The 18,990-nt window shown below is 63.2% G+C and carries 18 protein-coding genes; 3 read left to right on the plus strand and 15 right to left on the minus strand.

Translation table 11 applies throughout. The features are described from left to right. Nucleotides 1-42: 42 nt before the first annotated feature. The 5 genes from AF337_RS34085 to AF337_RS34105 form a co-directional block, all read right to left on the minus strand. A complete protein-coding gene (locus AF337_RS34085; protein ID WP_049735523.1) occupies nt 43-1,245 on the minus strand; it encodes an ABC transporter permease in 1,203 nt (400 codons plus the stop codon). Further along, the gene (locus AF337_RS34090; RefSeq protein ID WP_049735524.1) at nt 1,235-1,951 is read right to left on the minus strand and encodes an ABC transporter ATP-binding protein; all 717 of its coding nucleotides are present in this window, start codon (nt 1,949-1,951) and stop codon (nt 1,235-1,237) included. The genes AF337_RS34085 and AF337_RS34090 overlap by 11 nt, the downstream gene beginning before the upstream one ends. 12 nt (nt 1,952-1,963) lie before the next feature. Beyond that, nucleotides 1,964-3,259, minus strand: coding sequence for an efflux RND transporter periplasmic adaptor subunit (locus tag AF337_RS34095; protein WP_049735525.1), 1,296 nt, complete (start codon nt 3,257-3,259; stop codon nt 1,964-1,966). A 157-nt stretch (nt 3,260-3,416) separates the two neighbouring features. After that, a complete protein-coding gene (locus AF337_RS34100) occupies nt 3,417-3,791 on the minus strand; it encodes a GFA family protein (protein WP_049735526.1) in 375 nt (124 codons plus the stop codon). A gap of 8 nt (nt 3,792-3,799) precedes the next feature. Continuing rightward, nucleotides 3,800-4,009, minus strand: coding sequence for a hypothetical protein (locus AF337_RS34105; RefSeq protein ID WP_003586528.1), 210 nt, complete (start codon nt 4,007-4,009; stop codon nt 3,800-3,802). A gap of 374 nt (nt 4,010-4,383) precedes the next feature. On the opposite strand from AF337_RS34105, the gene AF337_RS41310 reads away from it, so the two are divergent. Continuing rightward, nucleotides 4,384-4,566 carry a hypothetical protein gene (locus tag AF337_RS41310; RefSeq protein ID WP_071086825.1) on the plus strand — a complete coding sequence of 61 codons (183 nt, stop codon included), beginning with the start codon at nt 4,384-4,386 and terminating at the stop codon, nt 4,564-4,566. Nucleotides 4,567-4,628: 62 nt separating this feature from the next. Here the strand turns inward: AF337_RS41310 and AF337_RS34115 are convergent, their stop codons facing one another. From AF337_RS34115 to AF337_RS34135, 5 genes are all read right to left on the minus strand, one after another. Continuing rightward, the gene (locus AF337_RS34115; RefSeq protein ID WP_425287914.1) at nt 4,629-5,846 is read right to left on the minus strand and encodes an ABC transporter ATP-binding protein; all 1,218 of its coding nucleotides are present in this window, start codon (nt 5,844-5,846) and stop codon (nt 4,629-4,631) included. Beyond that, nucleotides 5,735-6,784 (minus strand): carbohydrate ABC transporter permease, encoded by a 1,050-nt coding sequence (locus AF337_RS34120; RefSeq protein WP_049735529.1) that lies wholly within the window; start codon nt 6,782-6,784, stop codon nt 5,735-5,737. Before AF337_RS34120 ends, AF337_RS34115 begins: the two co-directional genes overlap by 112 nt. Further along, nucleotides 6,781-7,818, minus strand: coding sequence for a carbohydrate ABC transporter permease (locus AF337_RS34125; protein ID WP_049735530.1), 1,038 nt, complete (start codon nt 7,816-7,818; stop codon nt 6,781-6,783). Before AF337_RS34125 ends, AF337_RS34120 begins: the two co-directional genes overlap by 4 nt. 11 nt (nt 7,819-7,829) lie before the next feature. Continuing rightward, nucleotides 7,830-9,089, minus strand: a complete 1,260-nt coding sequence (locus tag AF337_RS34130; protein WP_049735531.1) for an ABC transporter substrate-binding protein — start codon at nt 9,087-9,089, stop codon at nt 7,830-7,832. A 169-nt stretch (nt 9,090-9,258) separates the two neighbouring features. Next, a complete protein-coding gene (locus AF337_RS34135; protein WP_049735532.1) occupies nt 9,259-11,778 on the minus strand; it encodes a hypothetical protein in 2,520 nt (839 codons plus the stop codon). A gap of 186 nt (nt 11,779-11,964) precedes the next feature. Between AF337_RS34135 and AF337_RS34140 the strand changes: the two genes are divergently transcribed. Continuing rightward, nucleotides 11,965-13,023 (plus strand): LacI family DNA-binding transcriptional regulator, encoded by a 1,059-nt coding sequence (locus AF337_RS34140; protein ID WP_049735533.1) that lies wholly within the window; start codon nt 11,965-11,967, stop codon nt 13,021-13,023. Here the strand turns inward: AF337_RS34140 and AF337_RS34145 are convergent. From AF337_RS34145 to AF337_RS34165, 5 genes are read right to left on the minus strand one after another with little or no spacing between them, the layout of a single operon-like run. Continuing rightward, entirely contained in the window at nt 13,010-13,753 is a 744-nt protein-coding gene (locus tag AF337_RS34145; RefSeq protein WP_049735534.1) for an ABC transporter ATP-binding protein, read from the minus strand. The two genes, AF337_RS34140 and AF337_RS34145, sit on opposite strands and share 14 nt — an antisense overlap. Continuing rightward, nucleotides 13,750-14,595, minus strand: coding sequence for an ABC transporter ATP-binding protein (locus tag AF337_RS34150; RefSeq protein WP_049735535.1), 846 nt, complete (start codon nt 14,593-14,595; stop codon nt 13,750-13,752). The genes AF337_RS34145 and AF337_RS34150 overlap by 4 nt, the downstream gene beginning before the upstream one ends. A gap of 1 nt (nt 14,596) precedes the next feature. Further along, nucleotides 14,597-15,499: an ABC transporter permease gene (locus AF337_RS34155; RefSeq protein WP_049735536.1), complete on the minus strand. Its 903-nt coding sequence runs from the start codon at nt 15,497-15,499 to the stop codon at nt 14,597-14,599. Then, nucleotides 15,496-16,524, minus strand: a complete 1,029-nt coding sequence (locus AF337_RS34160) for an ABC transporter permease (protein ID WP_049735537.1) — start codon at nt 16,522-16,524, stop codon at nt 15,496-15,498. The genes AF337_RS34155 and AF337_RS34160 overlap by 4 nt, the downstream gene beginning before the upstream one ends. Nucleotides 16,525-16,545: 21 nt before the next feature. Further along, nucleotides 16,546-18,141: an ABC transporter substrate-binding protein gene (locus tag AF337_RS34165; RefSeq protein WP_049735538.1), complete on the minus strand. Its 1,596-nt coding sequence runs from the start codon at nt 18,139-18,141 to the stop codon at nt 16,546-16,548. Nucleotides 18,142-18,275: 134 nt separating this feature from the next. On the opposite strand from AF337_RS34165, the gene AF337_RS34170 reads away from it, so the two are divergent. Continuing rightward, nucleotides 18,276-18,986, plus strand: a complete 711-nt coding sequence (locus AF337_RS34170) for a FadR/GntR family transcriptional regulator (RefSeq protein ID WP_049735539.1) — start codon at nt 18,276-18,278, stop codon at nt 18,984-18,986. Nucleotides 18,987-18,990: the final 4 nt, after the last annotated feature.

Consider the following 18,990-nt stretch of genomic DNA (forward strand, 5'->3'; position numbering starts at 1 on the left):
AGAGAGACATCGCGCGCTTTGAAACAACGCCTTTATCTTGCATCACTCATGCCGCAGCGCCTCAATGGGATTCAGCTGCGCTGCCCGTCTCGCCGGGAAATAGCCGAAGATCATGCCGATTGCGGCGGAGAAGAGGAAGGCGACGGCGACCATCATCGGGCTGAAGACGAAGGGGACTTTCAGGAAAGTCACGGCCACCAGACCGAGGCTGAGGCCGAGCGCGATGCCGGTGATGCCGCCGAAGAGCGAGAGCGCCACGGCTTCGACCAGAAACTGGGTGAGCACCTGGTTTTCGAGCGCGCCGATCGCCAGGCGAATGCCGATTTCGCGGGTTCGTTCGGTGACGGAAACCAGCATGATGTTCATGATGCCGATGCCGCCGACGAGCAGGCTGATGGCGGCGACGGCGCCGAGCAGGCCGGTCAGCAGCGTCGTCGTGCCGGTCATCGCCTCGGCGATCTGGGTCATATCGTTGACGTTGAAGTCGTCCTGGCGGCCGGGGATGATCTTGCGGCGCTCGCGCAGAAGATCTTCGACATCGGACTGCACCTTGGCCGTGGAGACGCCGTCGCGCGCCGAGATGATGATCTGCGGCACGTTGCTGTTGCCGCTGATGCGCCGCTGGAACACCTTGACCGGCATGATGACGACATCGTCCTGATCGGTCCCCATGCCGGACTGGCCACGCTTGGCGAGCACGCCGATAACAGGGCATGAGACCTTGCCGACGCGGATCTGCTGGCCGATCGGGTCGGCGGCGCCGAAGAGCTGCGAGCGCACCGTCTCGCCGATGATGCAGCGGGACTGGCCGCGCTCCTCGGCGGGGGTGAACGTGCGGCCGAGCGCCAGGTTCCAGTCCTGGGCGACGAAATAGTCGTTGGTGGTGCCGGAGACGCTGGTCGAATGGTTCTGGCCGCCGGATATCACCGTCGCTGTCGACTGGTTGAGCGGCGCCACCGCCCTCAAGCCACTGATCTGGTCGCGGATGGCGGCGACGTCCTTGACGCTGAAGCGCTTGGCCTCGGAGCTCGCCCGGCCGGGACCGAACTGGCCGGGGCGGACGAACAGCATATTGGTGCCGAGCCGCGACAGTTCGGTCGAGACCTGTGCGGTCGTGCCGTTGCCGATCGTTACCAGCGCGATGACGGCGGCAACGCCGATGACGACGCCGAGCACGGTGAGGAAGGAACGCAGCATGTTGCGGCTGATGGCGCGCAGAGCCAGCTTCAGCGTCTCAAAGAACATGATCCGCCCTCCTGCGATGCTCGACCTCGGTCTCCAGCTTGCCGTCGACGAACCTGAGCAGCCGCTGCGCATAGGCGGCGATATCGGGCTCATGCGTGACCATGACGATGGTGATGCCCTGCTCGCGGTTCAGCCGGGTCATCAGATCCATGATCTCGACGCTGGTTTTCGTGTCGAGATTGCCTGTGGGTTCGTCGGCCAGCAGCAGCGCCGGTTCAGTGACGATGGCGCGGGCGATGGCGACGCGCTGCTGCTGGCCGCCCGATAGTTCCTGGGTCTTGTGATGTTCGCGGCCGGAGAGGCCGACCAGCGCCAGGGCTTCGCGCGCCCGTTCGCGGCGCTCGCGCACCGCCATGCCGCGATAAATCAGCGGCAGTTCGACGTTCTCGACCGCTGACGTGCGCGACAGCAGGTTGAAGCCCTGGAAGACGAAGCCGAGCATATGGCGGCGCAACAGCGTCAGCTGGCTTCGGTCGAAGCCGCTGGTCGGAATGCCTTCGAAGATGTAGTCGCCTGATGTCGGCACGTCGAGGCAGCCGAGGATGTTCATCGCCGTCGACTTGCCGGAGCCCGACGGCCCCATGATCGCGACGAATTCATGGGCGTTGATTGCAAGGTCGACATGGTCGAGCGCGCGGATCGCCGCCTCGCCCTCGCCGTAGACTTTCGAGACCTGCCTGAATTCGATGAGCGGCGGGCTTGCCATCCGTCCCTCCGCCTAATTCGCGCGCGTCGTGGCGTCGGTCACCAATGCGTCACCTTCCTTGAGGTCACCGGAGACGACCTGGGTGAACTGGCCGTCGGATGAGCCGACCTGGATGACGACGGGTGTGGGCCGGTCGCCGCGCAGCACCCAGACGCGGCGCTCGGCGCCCGTCAGCGCCTGGCCGGAATTGCCGCCGCCGCGCTGGCGTGGCGGGCCGAAGATGCCGAAAATACCGCGGCCGCGCCGTCCCGCCTGCGGGGGCGCATAGCGCAGCGCCGTGTTCGGCACCATCAGCGTATCCTTGACGGCCTCGACGGTGACGTCGGCGGTCGCCGTCATGCCGGGACGCAGCAGCAGGTCGGCATTGTCGACGGAGAGGACCGCCTTATAGGTCACGACGTTGTTGACCACCTCAGAGGCGAAGCGGATCTGCTCGATCTCGGCGGGAAAACTCCGGTCGGGATAGGCGTCGACTGAAAATTTCGCCTTCTGGCCGACGGCGATCTGGCCGACATCGGCCTCATCGACATCGACCTGCAGCTCCATCTTCTTCAGGTCGCCGGCGATGGTGAACAGGATTGGCGCCGAAAGCGAGGCTGCGACGGTGGCGCCCGGATTGACGGCGCGGGTGAGGATCACGCCGTCGATCGGCGAGACGATCTTTGCCTTGGCGAGATTGACCTCGGCCAACTGCAGGTCGGCTTCCGAAGCGAGCACCTCGGCTTCGTTGATCTGTTTGGCGGCGACGGCGGAATCATATTTGTAGGTGGCGTCATCGAGGCTCTGCTGGGTGGAGACATTGCTCCTGACCAGGCTCTTCAGCCGCTCAAGCGAGGTGCTTGCCGACTGCAGATCGGCATTGGCCTTGGCGACATTCGCCTTGGCCGAATTCAGCTTGGCGCGCGAACTCTTCACATCGGCCTCGAGCTTGTTGGTGTCGAGCAGCGCCAGCACGTCGCCCGCTTTGATCGTGCTGTTGTAATCGACATTGACGTCGCGGACCGTGCCGGAAAGCTCGCTCGATATATCCACCTGCTCGGTCGGCTGCACCGAGCCGGTGGCGGTGACGAGCACCGTCAGATCGCCGCGTTTTGCCGGCTGGGTGGCATAGCTCACTTCGCTTTGCCCGCGGCCCATATAGAAATAGGCGGCGCCGGCTGCAGCAGCAACGAGGATCAACAGGATGAACAGCCGCCCGCGCCAGCGGCTGCGCCTGCCCTGCCGTCCCGATGCGGCGAGCACCGCTGCAAGGTCGGACGCGCCGCCTGTCTCTGCCCCGGTCTTCTTGCCGGTTCCGGTATCGTTCATGTCATCCTCGATCAGTCAGTGCCTGCCTTGACCCGCAGTAAAATAATCACAGCGCAGATGAACCGGGCATTAGCGTTGCCGCCGAAGTGGCACGGAATTGCGGATGGGGGAAATGAAATATTGGTAAGAAAAGTCAAGTTTTGGTGCGGGACACTCGTCAGTCGGCATCCTCGGCATATTGGCCGGCGCCCGGCAGCTGGTGCAGCCAGGGTTCGCGCCGCTTGATCCAGACTTCATGATCCGGGACAAGGTCGCTCGGCGGGCTGTCGAGCGAGCCGAGACGGATTTCCGCGGCCTCCTCCTGCAGGCAGAAAAGCCTGCTGCCGCAGGCGGGGCAGAAGCTGCGGCCGGAGAAAGTGGCGATCTCGCCGCTGTGGGAAAAAACCAGGCGCGGCCAGACCGCGAAGAAGACGAAGGCGGAGCCGCTCGATTTGCGGCAATCGGCGCAGTGGCAAAGGCCGACGCGAAGCGGCTCGCCTTCGACGCGATAGGCGACCGCCCCGCACAGGCAGCTTCCGGTGCGGATCCGCATAGCGACCGTCAGGCGTCGAGACTGGTGGGCAGCCCCGGCGGGCGCCGCTTTGCCGCCATCAACAGATCGAGTTCAGTGGCGGAGGGGCCAAACTTGTCGTAGAGGCGTTTTGCCTCCTTGTCATCCAACCGGTATTTCCTGGCAAATTCGCCAATGCTGTAGGGGCGGCCACGCAACACTCTTCGCGCCGGGGTCGCCGTATTCGGTGCGTCGGTCATGGGTTTCTCCTTTCATTCCCTGCGCTTTAAGTTAGAGCGATGGGGTCGATTGGAAAGAGCCGAAGGGCTGGAGCGGGCTTCCGGCATGGGTCGATCGGGCTGATTGCGGAACCTTCCTGCCGCTAGACGCATTGTCGAATCGAGGTAGCGGGCCGCGCCAAGCGGACGCGGCGGTGCTGGAGAACATCGGGATTTTTCCACTTTCTCCCGATGGCCAACGAAACGGCAGGCGAGCTCCCTACCCGCCCGGTCCGCTTCCTCATCCTGTTTTCCGAAATGAGATCACGAAATATTAAAATTTGGAACACCTGCGCCGGAGCGAGGTTTTTCCCCTCGAGGTCGACGTGGCCTCGTTCAAACCGAAGGAGAACCGGATGGCAAACCAAGGTGGAACCCATGAACAGCACGTCAAAGCCGGGCAGCAGAGTCACAAGAACGACGCCAATGCCCGCAGCTCCTCTTCAGGTGGCCGCGACGCGCAGTCCAGCGGATCCCGCGGCGGCAGCCATGAACAGCATGTAAAAGCTGGTCAACAGAGCCACAAGAACAGCCACTAAAGCTGTCTTGATATGAAAATTCGGCCCGCGCCTCCATTCCGGCGCGGGCTTTTTTCGGCTTCTCAAGACAGACGCCGGCCATCCTCGCCGAAGAGGTGCAGCACGGCGGGATCGAGATGGAGCGGCAGGCTGTCGCCAGATTTCATCCGTTGCTGGCCGGCAAAGACGGCGATCAGCTTCTTGCCCGATGCGTCGGCGTGGACCACGGTCTCCGAGCCCAGTTCCTCGACGAGGAGGATGCGGGTATCCAGCTTGCGAGCGTCAGTCCCATCGGCAAGGGTGATGTGCTGCGGGCGAATGCCGATGCTGACCCTCTCGCCGATCGGGCGTGAATCCCGGGCAATAACGGAAAGACGATGGCCGCCGACGGTTTCGACCTCGGTGAGATCGCCGTCATGGCCGATAATCGCGCCTTCCAGGAAATTCATATGCGGGGCGCCGATGAAGCCGGCGACGAAGCGGTTGGCCGGCCTGTTGTAAAGTTCCAGCGGCGTTCCCACCTGCTCGATCCGGCCGCCTCTCAGCACCACGATGCGGTTTGCCAGCGTCATCGCCTCGACCTGATCATGGGTGACGTAGATCATCGTCGCCTTCAGGCGGGCGTGAAGGGCGGCGAGTTCGGCGCGCATGCTCACTCTCAACTCTGCGTCGAGATTGGACAATGGCTCGTCGAGCAGGAAGGCATCCGGGCGGCGGACAATGGCGCGGCCGATCGCGACGCGCTGGCGCTGGCCGCCGGAGAGCTGGCCGGGACGGCGCTGCAGGAAGGGCTCGATCTCCAGCATGCGGGCGGCGTCGGTGATGCGCGCTTCGATCTCGGCCTTGGCCACTTTGGTATTCTCGAGCCCAAAGGCCAGGTTTTCCCTGACGCTCATATGCGGATAAAGCGCATAGGACTGGAAGACCATGGCGAGGCCGCGGTCGGCGGCGCCGATCTCGGTGACATCCTTGCCGTCGATGGCGATGCTGCCGCCTGTCGGCTTGTCGAGGCCGGCGATCAGGCGCAGCAGCGTCGACTTCCCGCAGCCGGACGGACCGACGAAGGCGACGAACTCGCCGTCCTCGACCTCAAGCGAGACATCGCGGATGACCTCGACGGCGCCGAAATTCTTGACGATGTTCCTGAGCTCGAGCCCGCTCATGCACTCTCCTGTATTTTTAGCCTGGCCTATTTCAGGCCCGAGCCGGCGATGCCTGTGGTGATGAAGCGCTGCAGGAAGACGAAGATCAGCACGACGGGGATCATCGAAACGACGGTCATGGCGAGGATATAGTGCCATTGCACATTAAGCTCGCCGGCATAGACGTTGAGGCCGACCTGCAGCGTATAGAGTTCCTTGCGCGACAGCACGATCAGCGGCCAGAGAAAGTCGTTCCAGCGCCAGACGACCGAGAAGATCGCCAGCACCGCCAGCGCCGGCGCCGACAGCGGCAGGATGATGCGCCAGTAGATCTGCCATTCGCTGGCCTTGTCCATGCGCGCGGCGTCGATCAGCTCGTCGGGGATGGTCAGCATATATTGGCGCAGCAGGAACACGCCTGTCGGGGTGGCGACCGTCGGCAGGATGACGCCCCAGAGGCTGTCGAAGAGATTCAGGGTGCCGATGACGGAATAAAGCGGCACGACGATGACCGAGAGCGGCACCATCAGCGTCGCCAGGATCATCAGCATGACGGCGGTGCGGCCGGGGAACTGGTATTTCGACAGCGCGAAGGCGGCCATGGAATTGACGAGCAGCGTGATCGCCGTCGCCACGACAGTCACGAAGACGGAGTTGCGCAGGAACAGGAAGAAATCGAAACGCTGGAACGGTTCGGTGTAATTGGCGGCGGCGAATTCGACCTTGCGCACCGGGGTGCGATCCTTGATGTTCGCCTTGACGATTTCGCCAGGCTGTTTCGGATCGACCATCTGGCCGATGATGCCGATGCGGCGGACTTCGGCGAGCACGCGGCTGCTGCCATCCGGCATGGTGACGTTATAGAGCGGCAGCGGCTTGTCATAGCCCGGCACGACGGCCTGTTCGGTGACATAGGGCAGCAAGGACGGAGGGAACTCGGCAAGGGCGGCCGGCGTCTTGAAGGAGGAGAAAACCAGCCAGACGGCCGGGCCGAACATCAGGAAGACGCCCGAGATCAGCCAGATCCAGGTGACGACGTCCGTCCAATGCCAGCCGCGGCCGCGGCGGCGCAGCAGGAACGAGCCGACAGCGCTCATTGGCGTGTTCCCTTCTTCTCGTTGCGGCTGCTGGCGGCGAGCTGAATCAGTGTCAGAATGACGAGCACGATGCCCATCAGGATCGAGGCGGCCGAGGCAAGCCCCGGATTGCGCAGCGAACTGGCAAAGCCGGTCTCGTAAATATACTGGGTGATGTACATGGTGCTGGTGCCCGGGCCGCCGCCAGTGAGAACAAAGACCTCGTCGAAGATCTGCACAGCGCGGATCAGCGCCAGCACCAGGACGACGATGAGGTTCGGCATCAGGAGCGGCAGGGTGATGCGCCGGAAGATGCGGGTGGGGCTCGCCTTGTCCATCGCCGCCGCCTCATAGAGATCCCGCGGGATCGCCTTCAGGCCGGCAAGCAGGATCAGCGCGTAGAAGCCCATATGCGCCCAGACCGAGACGAAGACGGCGAAGAAGAAGGCCCAGAAACGATCGCTGAGCCAGGAGAAGGGTTCGAAGCCGAAAGGGCTCAGCGCGTAGTTCAGCAGGCCCTGGCGCTGCAGGATCCACTTCCAGATCAGGCCGACGACGACGGGCGACAGCAGCACCGGAAAGAAGAACACGGCGCGCCAGAAGCCGCGATTGGAAAGCTCGCGGTTGAGGATCAAAGCCGTCGCCAGTGCGGCGATCAGCATTGCCGTCACCTGGAAGACGACGAAGACGGCGGTGTTGCGCACGGCCGCCCAGAAGGTGTCGGCCGCGCAGGTCGAGGGATCGAGGTAGGAGTCGCAATCGAACAGGATGCGGTACTGCTCGGCGCCGACATAGGTTCTGTTCGGCAGGAAGATGGCGCCGCCGCTCGTCGTCGAATAGATGAAGTTGATGACCAGCGGCAGCAGCACGAAGACGGTGAAGATCAGCATGTTGGGCGCCAGGAAGACGCCCGCCATGCCGGTCAGCCCCGTCAGCTTCTGCCAGGCGCGCATGGGAATATCGACGATCCCCATCAGGAGCCGGATAGGTGCCGAGAGCGCCTGCCGCAGACCGGCTTTTGCCGGTGGTTCGGAAGAAACCGTCTTCTCCGCCATCTCTACGTCCGTCAGTTGGCGCCGACCTTGGCCTTGATGTCCTCGTCGATGCGGGCATAGGCGTCGTCGAGCTTCATTTCGCCGGCGATCACCTGGCTGATGCGGGCAACGATGGCGCTGTAATAGGCGTCCGACCACTTCCAGCCCGGCAGCTTCATCGCCGGCGCCGCCGTCTCACCGGCCGCCGCGACGAAGGCCTTCAGCGCCGCCTGCACATGCGGATTGTCGGTCTTGAAGTCCATCTGGCCTGAGGCGACGCCCTTATGCGCCGGAATAAACAGGCTGCGCTCGGCAAATTCCTTCTGCGCGTCGGCGCTCGCCAGGTAATCCATCACCTTGGCGACATCCTTGGGGTTCTTGGTGTATTTGACGGCAACGAGACCGGCGCCGCCCTGCAAGCCGGTGCAGGCGGCCGTGCCGCAGGGGCTTCCCGCCATGACCCAGTCGAAACTGTCGCCGATCTTTTGGGCGAAGGCCGAGATCTGCCAGCTGCCCGAATAATAATAGGCAAGGCCGCCATTGATGAAGTCTTCGGCGGCGGCGCGATAGGTGGTGCCGGCAGCACTGACCCAGACATCCTTGTTGATCGTGCCGTCCTCGTTCCACTTGACGAAGCGGCTGAGGAACTCCTTGGCGCCCTGATCGATCGGCGCCGGCTTGCCGTCGGCGGCGATGTAGTTGGCGCCGTATGAGATATTCGGGCCGGAGACGCGGTGGCCGGAGCGGTCGATCGCCATGGCGAAGACCTTCTGGCTGTCGGCGACCTTCCTGGCGGCCGCCGCCCAATCATCCCAGGTGGCTTTCGGGCCGGGGATTTCGACGCCGGCCTGCTCGAACAGCGTCTTGTTGACGAAGCCGCCGGTCAGGGTCAGCTGCGTCATGAAGCCGGTGATGGCGTTCGAGCCGTCGGGGCGCATCCAGTCGGCCTGGGCGCCGAAATTGTCGTCCCAATATTTCGCATCGGCGAGCAGCGGGCGAAGATCGAGCCAGTGCTGGGCCTGCGCCTTCAGATTGGTGACGCGGGCGATGTCAGGCCCCTTCCCGGCTTCGAGCTGCACCGGCAGCTGTTCCTTGACGACGTCGTAGGAGACCTCGTCGAGGATGACGTTGACATCGGGATTGGCCTTGGAGAAGCGCGCCAGCAGGTCCTTGACGACAGCGCCTTCGCCGCCGTCGGAATACCACATGATGCGCACGTCGCCGGCATGGGCGGCAACGGAACTCAAAAGAACCGCGGCAAAGGCCGCGCCGATCGATTTCATTCTGGTCATTTTCTCCTCCTCTTGACCGATGAAGTCCTACAGCGCCGCGCGTCTTTTCAGACGCGCAAAGGACGCTGTAACACTTTGAATTGCTGCATAATTTTATCCCTAAATCGATTCCGATTTAAGGAATTATGCAGTAGGCCCGGTCGGTCCTCCACCTGCCCGGGCACGTCGTCTACGAAGCGGCGCGTCGAAGCTGCCTGCCTGGTATCTCAAGATGTACCGCGTCTCCCCGCACCGACCAGTCCGACGGCCGAAGAATACGGCCTTCGGCGCGCACGGTGCCGTCCTCTTCGAAGACGAGCTGGCCATAATCCGGATCGATGACGATCAATGCGCCGTCATTGCCGCGGTTAGCTGCCAGCGTAGCGAAACGTGCCCGCATGCCGTCAAGGCCGCCTTCGCGCCCGCGATCGGAGAGACGGACGATCCAGCGGCCCTTGCGGCCGGCGAGGCGCAGTTGGACGTCCGTCGTCGGGCCATGCTTCACCGGCTCCAACGGCCCGTTGCCGATCAGCATCGCAAGGCCATTGCCGGAACGGGCGAGCGCCACATTGCCCTCGATCATCGTGTCGTCGAAGGCTTCGAGCGGGAACCAGGCATGGGTGAAATCCGGCTGACCCTCGTGGATATCGAAATCGAGGATGGCGAGATCGCGATATTGATGGACGCGCGGCAGCGTTCCGCAGCCGCCCCAGAAACTCGGCCGGCCGTAACCGAACTGGATGGTTTCGCCGGGATGGTTGATCCAGACCTGCGCTTCCGGCCGGTCGCCGAGCCGCAAGTGCAGCACCGTCTCCTGATATCCCCAGGCACCGGGGCGATAATGGGCGATGGTGCCGAGGGCGGTATCGCGTGTCTTGTAGTGATAGAGGGCGGCAAAACGGTTTTCGCCTTGCGAAAAGGTCCACTCCTGCGCATCGTCGGCGTCATGCGCGGCAATCGCGGCAAGCGCCTTGGGGAACTGCAGGCCGTGATCGCGGATGCAGACGGCAAGCTGCGGCAAAGCGTGGACGCGCCGGCCATACCAGCCGCGGCCCCAGAGCAGCCGGGCGATACCAGACAGCTCGACCGAGCGGCCGGGGCGTAGCGTGTGTTCATAGGAGCGGCCCTGGCTGCCGGTCAGCATGCCGTGATGGGCCGAGCGGGCGACGATCTCCATCAGGCGGACGATGCTGGCATTCGCCCGGGCGCGGATCGTCTCCTCAGGTGCGCAGGCCGCAAGCGCCGTCAGGCCCTTGAGGTCGATCGGGAAATAGGGAACGGAATTCCACTCGGCCATTTCCCAGCGCTCGAAATGATCGAGCCAGGCGCGGACACGCTCTTCGCCGACCTTCATCTGCTCCGCGCCGGTGCGGCCGGAGCGGACGAAGACGGAATTGGGGAAAAGCCTGCCGCCGAGATAGGCGGCGGTGTGGAAGAGCAGCGCGTGGTTTTCGGAAAAATACCACTGAACGTCGTTGCCCGGCTCATCCATCCAGTAGCGGTAGTTGAGAACCGCATGCTCGATCCTCTGCCGCAGATCTTGCGACAGCAGATCGCTCCAGCGGGTATAGGCAAACAGCAGCGGCACCAGCACGAAATCGGCGCAGTCGTGACAATCCTCGATGACGGGCAGCATCGCCGAGATCATCACCTCGGTCTGCTCGCCGCCCTGCCCCAAGGCGAGGCGCGCGAAAGCGCAGACCGTATCGGGCTCGGAATGGGCGGCGACTTCGGCGAGCGCCTCGGTGACGCGGTCTTCCAGCGCAGCCGGTGCCGGCCCCTGGCGCTGGGGATGACAGATCTCGACACCGAGGGTGCGGCCGACGGAAAGGTCACCTGTTTTGAAGGTGATGCGAAAATGGCGGAAATCGGCGGGCATTTCAGCCGAGGTACCGAGTTCGAGCCTGGTCGCGCCCTTCTCCAACGCGAAGTCATAATCGAAGCGCTCGACCGACATGAAGTCGCCCTCGATCTCGACATGGCAGGTCAACGCCACCGGCAGCGGCGCGGGAAACAGGATCGTCACGTCTTCGCCGAGATAGGCGGTGCGGTCGAAGCGCATGCCTTCGAGGATCGCCTCCAGGCCATCCGCAGCATCAGCGGCGATCGGAACCGGAACCGATGTTTCGACCTCCGGCCCGTCGAGGTAATCCAGCTGGAAATAGAAGCGGGCGTCGCGCTCGGCGAGATCGTCGAAATAGATGCGGATCTCGTTGAGGCCCGCCGAAAGTTCGACCTCGAAAAGCTGCTGGGCTTCCAGATTGCGCTCATAGGGCGCCATGAAGCCCTGCTCGCGGCCATTGACGAAGAGGATCGCGCCGCCGCAGGTCGACAGGCGAAGTCTGGCAGGTCCGGTCGAGCCGGCATCGAGGAAGGTGCGCGCCCAGCAGCCGATGCGGGTCGGGCGAAACCAGAAGCCGGAGAGATCGACACGCGGCGAGGCAAAGGGCAGCCACCACCGGACCGCCTCGAATTCGGCGGTCGGTTGCGGTCTTTGGGCGGAGAAGGATTTTTTGAATTCGGTGCGGCAGGGATATTCGTGCGGGATGAAGTTCTTCGTCTTGGTGACGAAGAAAAACGGATCCATCCTGCCTTCCATCGGCCGGTCGGCGACGTCGTAGCGCGCCTGCGAGAGGTGGCCGAGCTGCCAATAGACGATCGGGCTCTGCTTGCCGGTGGCGCGGCGAAGATGGGATTTCTCAGCGGTCATGCTTCAGCTCGTTCGAGCCGCGAGATGTCGGAAACACCGACGCGTGGACTGGCCGTCAAACCGCATCTTCAAAGCCTCCCTGCTCTGTCGCTTGTCGCGGACTCCTCTTGGCCAATTGTGCATAGGCATTCCGTTTGCGCAATCTGAAAGATTTTTGCATAAAGGCATGGGAGCGAGGAGAACGACATGGTGGCGGAGGAGAAAAAAGGCAGGCGCACGCGTCTCGACGATATCGCCGCCCGATGCGGCGTCTCGATCAGCACGGTGTCGCGGGCGCTCGCCGGCGAAAAGGGTGTGAGGCCCGAGATTCGCAAGCTGGTGCTGGAAACGGCAAGTGCGGTCAGCTACGCCCTGCCGGCCAGCGTCGCCGGCAAGAAGGTCATGCTCGTCGCCTCCGGCGCGGCGATGATCGATTATGTCCGCAACCAGTTCACGCTCTATGTGCTCGAAGGATTGAATGCGCGCGCGGCCGCTCTCGGCATCGAGATGGCGATGCGTCCGGTCGCCGACAAGGCCGACGAAGCCCGTGTCATAGCCGAGATGCGGGATGATCCAAGCTTCGGCGGCATGCTGATCCTGACCGTCGACGAGGAAGATATGCTGGCCGCCGCCGCCGGTCTCGGAAAGCCCGTGGTGCTCGTCAATAGCGACGATCCCTATATGCGGCTTTCCAGCGTGACGCCCTGCAACCGTTCGGCCGCCTTCATCGCCGCCGAGCACCTGATCCAGGCCGGGCACGAACGCATCCTGTTCATGCTGCGGCCGGGACGGCGAACGATCGAGCGGCGCCTGGAGGGCTGGCGCGATGCCCTGCAGCATCACGGGCTGAAGGCCGATGCCGATCTGGTGCTCGAGGTCGACGACTGGCTGCCGGAATTGGGCGCCGAGGCGATCACCCGCCTCGTCCGCGACAAAGGCCTTTCCTTTACCGGTATCCTGACGGCGGGCGACAGCCTTGCCAGCGGCGCCGTACGCGGATTGCAGGCGATGGGTTATGCCGTGCCGCAGGACATCTCCGTCATGGGCATCGACGACCTGCCGCAATCGGCCTTTCTCAATCCGCCACTGTCGACCGTGCATATTCCGATGCGCGAACTCGGCGCCACCGCGCTCGATCTCTTGCGCGACATGATGCTCGGCCTGGCCACGCCGCGGCGGCGTGTGGAGCTTTCCTGCCATCTCGTCGAAAGGGGTAGTGTGGCGGTGGTCAGCGGCGCAACAGCGGGAAATATCAGGCCTCGATGAAGCTCGCTTCGAACAGTTCGCGTGCATAGGCATCATGGGTGATGCCGGCCTGCAGATCCTGTTTGGTCAGTTCGTCGACAAAGCCGCCGTTCTTCATGATCAGCACCCGGTCACACATATGGGCGATAACCGCGAGGTCGTGGCTGACGAGCAGATAGGTCAGCCCCTTTTCCTCGCGCTGATCGGCCAGCAGGTTGAGGATTTCGGCCTGAACGGAGACGTCGAGCGCCGATGTCGGCTCGTCGAGCAGCAGGATCGGCGGCGCCAGGATCAGCGCCCGGGCGATCGCCACGCGCTGCCGCTGGCCGCCGGAAAGCTCATGCGGGAAACGATTGGCGAAGCTTGCCGGCAGGCCGACCTGGATCAAGGCCTTTTCGACCTTCGACCAGATCTCCGAATGACGCATGGCGCGCAGCGGCTCGGCGAGCGCGGTGCCGATGCGATGACGCGGATGCAGGGAGCCGTAGGGATCCTGAAAGACCATCTGGGCAAATTTCAGCTCCTCGCGGGAGCGATGCTTGCCAATCGGTCTGCCGCCAAGCTCGATCTGCCCGGTCCAGCCGGCCTCCATTCCGGCAAGGCAACGCAGCACCGTCGATTTGCCGCAGCCGGATTCGCCGACAATGCCGAGCGTCTCCCCCTGCCTGACCTCAAAACTGATGCCTTTGACGACATGGTTGCTGGATTTGCCGGAGGCAAAGACGACATCGAGGTCGCGAACGTTGATCATTGCGCCGTCTCCAGATCGAGTTTTGCCCTGTCGAGAACGGCCAGCCGGCGAACCGGGTTCTTCGGGTCGGGCAGCGCGGCTATCAGCCCGCGGGTATAGGGATGGCGGGCCTCTTCGAGGCTGCTGAGCGTCTCGACGATGCGGCCGGCATACATGACGATGATGCGCTCGCAGAAAGCCGCCACCATGCGGATGTCGTGGCTGATCAGCAGCAGGCCGGAATTGTTCTCGCGCACCAGTTCATCGAGCAGCAACAGCACGTCCTTGCGGACGCTGACATCGAGCGCCGAAGTCGGTTCGTCGGCAATGACAAGCTTCGGCCGCGCCAGCAACATCATCGCGATCATCACGCGCTGGCCCATGCCGCCGGATATCTGGTGGGGATAAAGCGCCATAACCCGGTCCGGATCACTGATGCGCACACGCTCCAGCATGGCGCGGGCGGCATCGAGCGCTTGGGCCTTGCCAAGGCCGAGGTGAAGACGTGCAGCCTCGGCGATCTGCTTGCCGATCGAGAGCACCGGATTCAGCGAATAACGCGGATCCTGCATGATCAGCGCGATGTCCTTGCCGCGAAGCGCGCCCATCTGCCGCTCGCTCTTGGATAGCAACGGATCGCCACCGAGGTCCAGGCGTTCGGCGGTGACGACCGCTGCCGGCGGCAGCAGCCGCATGATGGCGCGGCCCGTCGTCGATTTGCCGGAACCGGATTCTCCGACGATGCCGACCCTTTCGCGCCCGACGTCGAAACTGACATTGGAGACGGCGGGCACGGCGCCGCGCCCGAAGCGGACGCTCAATCCTTTGACGGAGAGAACGGGTTGAAGATCACGATCATTCATTTCACGATCTGGCATGGCGGGGATCCAGAATGTCGCGCAGAGCATCTCCGGCGATGTTGAAGGCAAGGCTGGTGAGAAGGATGGCGATACCCGGCATGACGGCGACCCACCAGTAATCCAGCATGAATTTCCGGCCGTTGGAGATCATCGCGCCCCATTCCGGCGCCGGCGGCTGCGCGCCGAGGCCGAGGAAACCGAGTGAGGCCGCCGTCAGGATGATGCCGGCCATGTTGAGGGTCAGGCGAACGATCACCGAGGGAACGCACATCGGCGCGATATAGAGGAGAAGGATGCGGATCGGCGAAGCGCCGTAAAGGCGGGCGGCGACGACATAGTCGGCGTTTCTGACGACAAGCGCCTCGGCGCGCGCGAGTCTCGCAATCGGCGGCCATGCGGTCAGCGAGATGGCGATGATTGCCGTGGTCAGGCCGGCGCCGAGTGCTGCCGCAAAAGCCAGCGCCAGGATCAGCGACGGGAAGGACAGGACGATATCGGTGGCGCGCATCAGCAGCGCATCGGTGCGCCCGCCGAAGAAGCCGGCGACGACACCGATCAGCAGGCCGATCGGCCCGACGATCAGCGAGATCGACAGCACGGTCTGGATGGTGATGCGCGTGCCGAAGATCAGGCGGCTCAGAATGTCGCGGCCGAATTCGTCGGTGCCGGCCCAATGCGCCAGGCTCGGGGCCTGCAGGGCATCGCCGAGCGACTGCACGACCGGATCATAAGGCGCCAGAAGCGGTGCGAAGATCGCGATCAGGCAGAGCAAGCCGAGGATGACGAAGCCGGCAAGGCCGAGCGGCTCGGCCGCCAATTTGCGGCCGGCGCGCGCAAACGAAGCCGCAACGCGGGTCGACACGCTTGGCGGGCGGATCTGAATGTCGGCGTGGATAGCGTCGCTCATCGGGCCGCCTCCCGCATGCGCGGATCGAAGACGGCGTAAGCGACGTCGGCGAGGAAGTTTAACAGCATGAAGATGAATCCCACGATGATGGTGCCGGCCACGATGGCGTTCATGTCGCCGATCATGAGGGCGTTCGTCATGTATTGGCCGATGCCCGGCCAGGAGAAGACGATCTCGGTGACGACGGCGCCTTCAAGCAGCCCGCCATAGGAAATGGCGAGGATGGTGATCAGCTGCACCGCAATATTCGGCAGCACGTGACGCCAGATCGTGCCGAAAGGGCTGACACCCATGGCGCGGGCCGCGATGACATAGTCCTGGCTCAACTGCTCCAGGGTGAAGCTGCGTGTCATGCGGGTGATATAGGCCATCGCCGCATAGGCGAGGATGATGGCCGGCAGAATGATGTGGCCAAGTGCATTCCAGAAGATTTCCGTCTCGCCCTGCAGCAGGCTGTCGATCAGCAGCAGGCCGGTCTGCGGCGTGACGAGGCCTTCGTAGAAGACATCGATCCTTCCAGGTCCGCCGACCCAGTTGAGGCCGGCATAGAAGATGACGAGCCCGACGATGCCGAACCAGAAGACGGGGATCGAATGCCCGACGAGCGCCACCACCCGGGCTATCTTGTCGATGAAGCTGTCGCGAAACAAAGCCGCGACCAGGCCGAGCGGCACGCCGACGAATGTCGAGATGATCACCGCCAGCGTCGCCAGTTCGAATGTCGCCGGAAACGCCTGAGCGAGGTCCGACGAGACCGGATTGCCGGTGAGCACGGCAGTGCCGAAATCACCATGCGCCAGCCCGTTCAGATAGAGGAAAAACTGCTGGTAGATCGGCAGATCGAGCCCGAGGCGGGCCCGCATCGCCGCATAGGCGGCGGGATCGGCGAGTTCACCGACGATCGCGCCGACCGGATCGGTGGGCAGAACGCGGCCGATCACGAAGGTGACGCAGAGGAGAATGAACAGGCTGACCAGCAAATGCGCCAGGCGTCGGCCGAATTCGGCTACGGAGAGTTCCTTCATGATCGGCTGCCCTCTCGAGTCTTACTGGGTTTCGACCTTGGTCACGTTCTCGAGACGCGTCATTTGAGACGGATGTCCGACATATCCCTGGACCCTGCCGGTCAGCACGATCGGCTCAAAGCGCTCGAACATCGGCAGCACCGCCGGCTTCTGTTCGACGAACAGCTTCTGCATCTGAACGTAGAGTTCGCCGCGCTTCTTGGCGTCCGGTTCCATCGATGCCTTTGCGGTCAGGGCTGTCAGCTCGGGAATGTCCCAGGCCGAGCGCCAGACGAAATTGCCGGCATTGTTGGCCTCTTTCGAATTGTCCGGATTGGAGGAAAACTGCTCCATAGAGCCGAGCACGTTCGGCATGTAGGCGCTGGTCTGCGGGATCAGCAGGTCGAAATCCCGGGCGCGATGGGCGGCGATGATTTCCGAGCCGTTGCCCTGCTGGATGTCGATCTTGATGCCCACCTGGGCAAGTGATGCCTGGATGGCGGTGGCAAGATCGATGCGCGGCGTTTGCGCAATGGTCTTCAGCGTCAGCGAGAAGCCGTCCTTGAAACCCGCCTCGCTCAGCAGCTGCTTGGACTTTTCGACGTTGAGCTGCCAATCCGGGCTCGGGATCGCATATTCGAAGTTCTCCGGAACGGGAACGGTTCTCGCCCGTCCGTAAGGACCCATGATCGTCTTCTCGATGCCCTTGTAGTCGATGCCGTAGGCAATTGCCTCGCGGACCTTGGGGTTGGAGAGGTACTGGTTGCCGGCATTCATCGACAGCACGTAGAAGCCGCCTGTCGGAATACGTTGGATGGCGAAGCCCTGCTTGGCCTGGAATGTCGCGAGATCGGAGGCCGTGAGCGCACTGGCAATATCGATATCGCCGCGCTCCAGCATCAGCCGCTCGACCTGGCTTTCCGGCACATGGCGAACGATGACGCGCTTCATCTTCGGCGCGCCGGTCATATAGGCCTTGTTGGCGTCGAGAATGACCAGTTCGTTCGGAGACCAGCGGTTGAGGGTGAACGGACCGGAACCGGCCGAATGCGTCCGCATCCAGGCATTGCCGTAGTCATTATCGACAGCGTGGCTTTCGACCTCGACGCTGTCGACTACGCTGGTGGTGGTCGTCGTCAGCCGGTAGAGCAGAAGCTCCGCCGTCACCTGGTCGGAAAGATCGATGCGCACCGTCTGGTCGTCGACAGCCTTGACGAGCTTATCGACATTGTTCTTGTCGTAGCCGACGCGCTTAAGGTTGGCGGCTGCGGCCTGATCCATCTTCAACAGCCGCGCCAGCGAATAGACGACGTCCTTCGAGGTGACCGGGTTGCCGGAGGCGAAATTGGCCTTGCGCAGCGTGAAGGTGATGCCCTTGTCGTCGACCTTCCAGCTTTCCGCCAGCTGCGGAAGGATCTTACCATCAGCCGTGCTGGCGACCAGCCGATCGTAAAGATTCGACATGATCTCGACGGCTTTGCCTTCGGTCGCCTGTTGCGGATCGAGGGACAGAACCTGCGCCAGCGACGTCCCGATCACCAGCTGGTCCTGCGGCGTCGCAGCCTGCAACTGCGGTGCTGCTATCGTGAGGGCGCCGAAAACGGCGCCGACGAACAGGCCTTTAGAAAAATGCTTCATTGTCACTCCTCCGTGGATTACTATAGAAGACATATTATGTCGCCCGTATGTCGTATTATGATCTATCGAAGTCTGATACGGTTGACAAGGCCCGAGCGGGAGACTTGAGTGCAAAGGGATTGGGGAATGAAAAAATGACGACACTCAGCCGTGGGCGAGAAAGACTGGCGCAGCAGGTCATCGATCAGCTGCGGGCGCAGATCGAGACGGGCAAGCTGCGCGTCGGCGATCAGCTGCCGACCGAGCCGCAGCTTGAAGCGACCTTCGGCGTCAGCCGCACCGTGGTGCGCGAGGCGATCGCCGATCTGAGGTCGGCCGGCTTCGTCAAACCGATCCAGGGCAAAGGGGTGTTTGTCGCGGATCCGAAATCTCAATCGGTGCTGCCGTTGACGCCGGTGGAAATCAAAAGCATTCCCGAAACCCTTGAATTGCTGGAGTTTCGCATGGCGGCCGAGGGTGAAGCAGCGGCGATTGCCGCCTATCGCCGCACCGCCGAGCAGGAAGCCGCCATCCGTGAGGCCAACCGCCGTATGGCGAACCTGATCGAAACCGGACAGCAAACGGTGGAGGCGGATTACGCCTTCCATATGGCGATCGCCGCCGCCACCAACAACCGATTCTATGTCGATGTCCTGCGCCAATTCGGCCCCAAATCAATCCCCCGCGGCCAGTTTCCGACGCTGCCCGAAGCCAATGACCGCGACTACCTGCAGAAGGTCTATGCCGAACATGTCGAAATCCTCTCGGCCATCGCCGATCAGGATCCGGATCGCGCCCGCCAGGCGATGCGCGCGCATATGATGGCGAGCCAACGCCGCTACCGGATGCTCGCCGAGCAGCAATAGGGCT

Source organism: Rhizobium ecuadorense, assembly GCF_001187535.1.
Classification (GTDB): Bacteria; Pseudomonadota; Alphaproteobacteria; order Rhizobiales; family Rhizobiaceae; genus Rhizobium; species Rhizobium ecuadorense.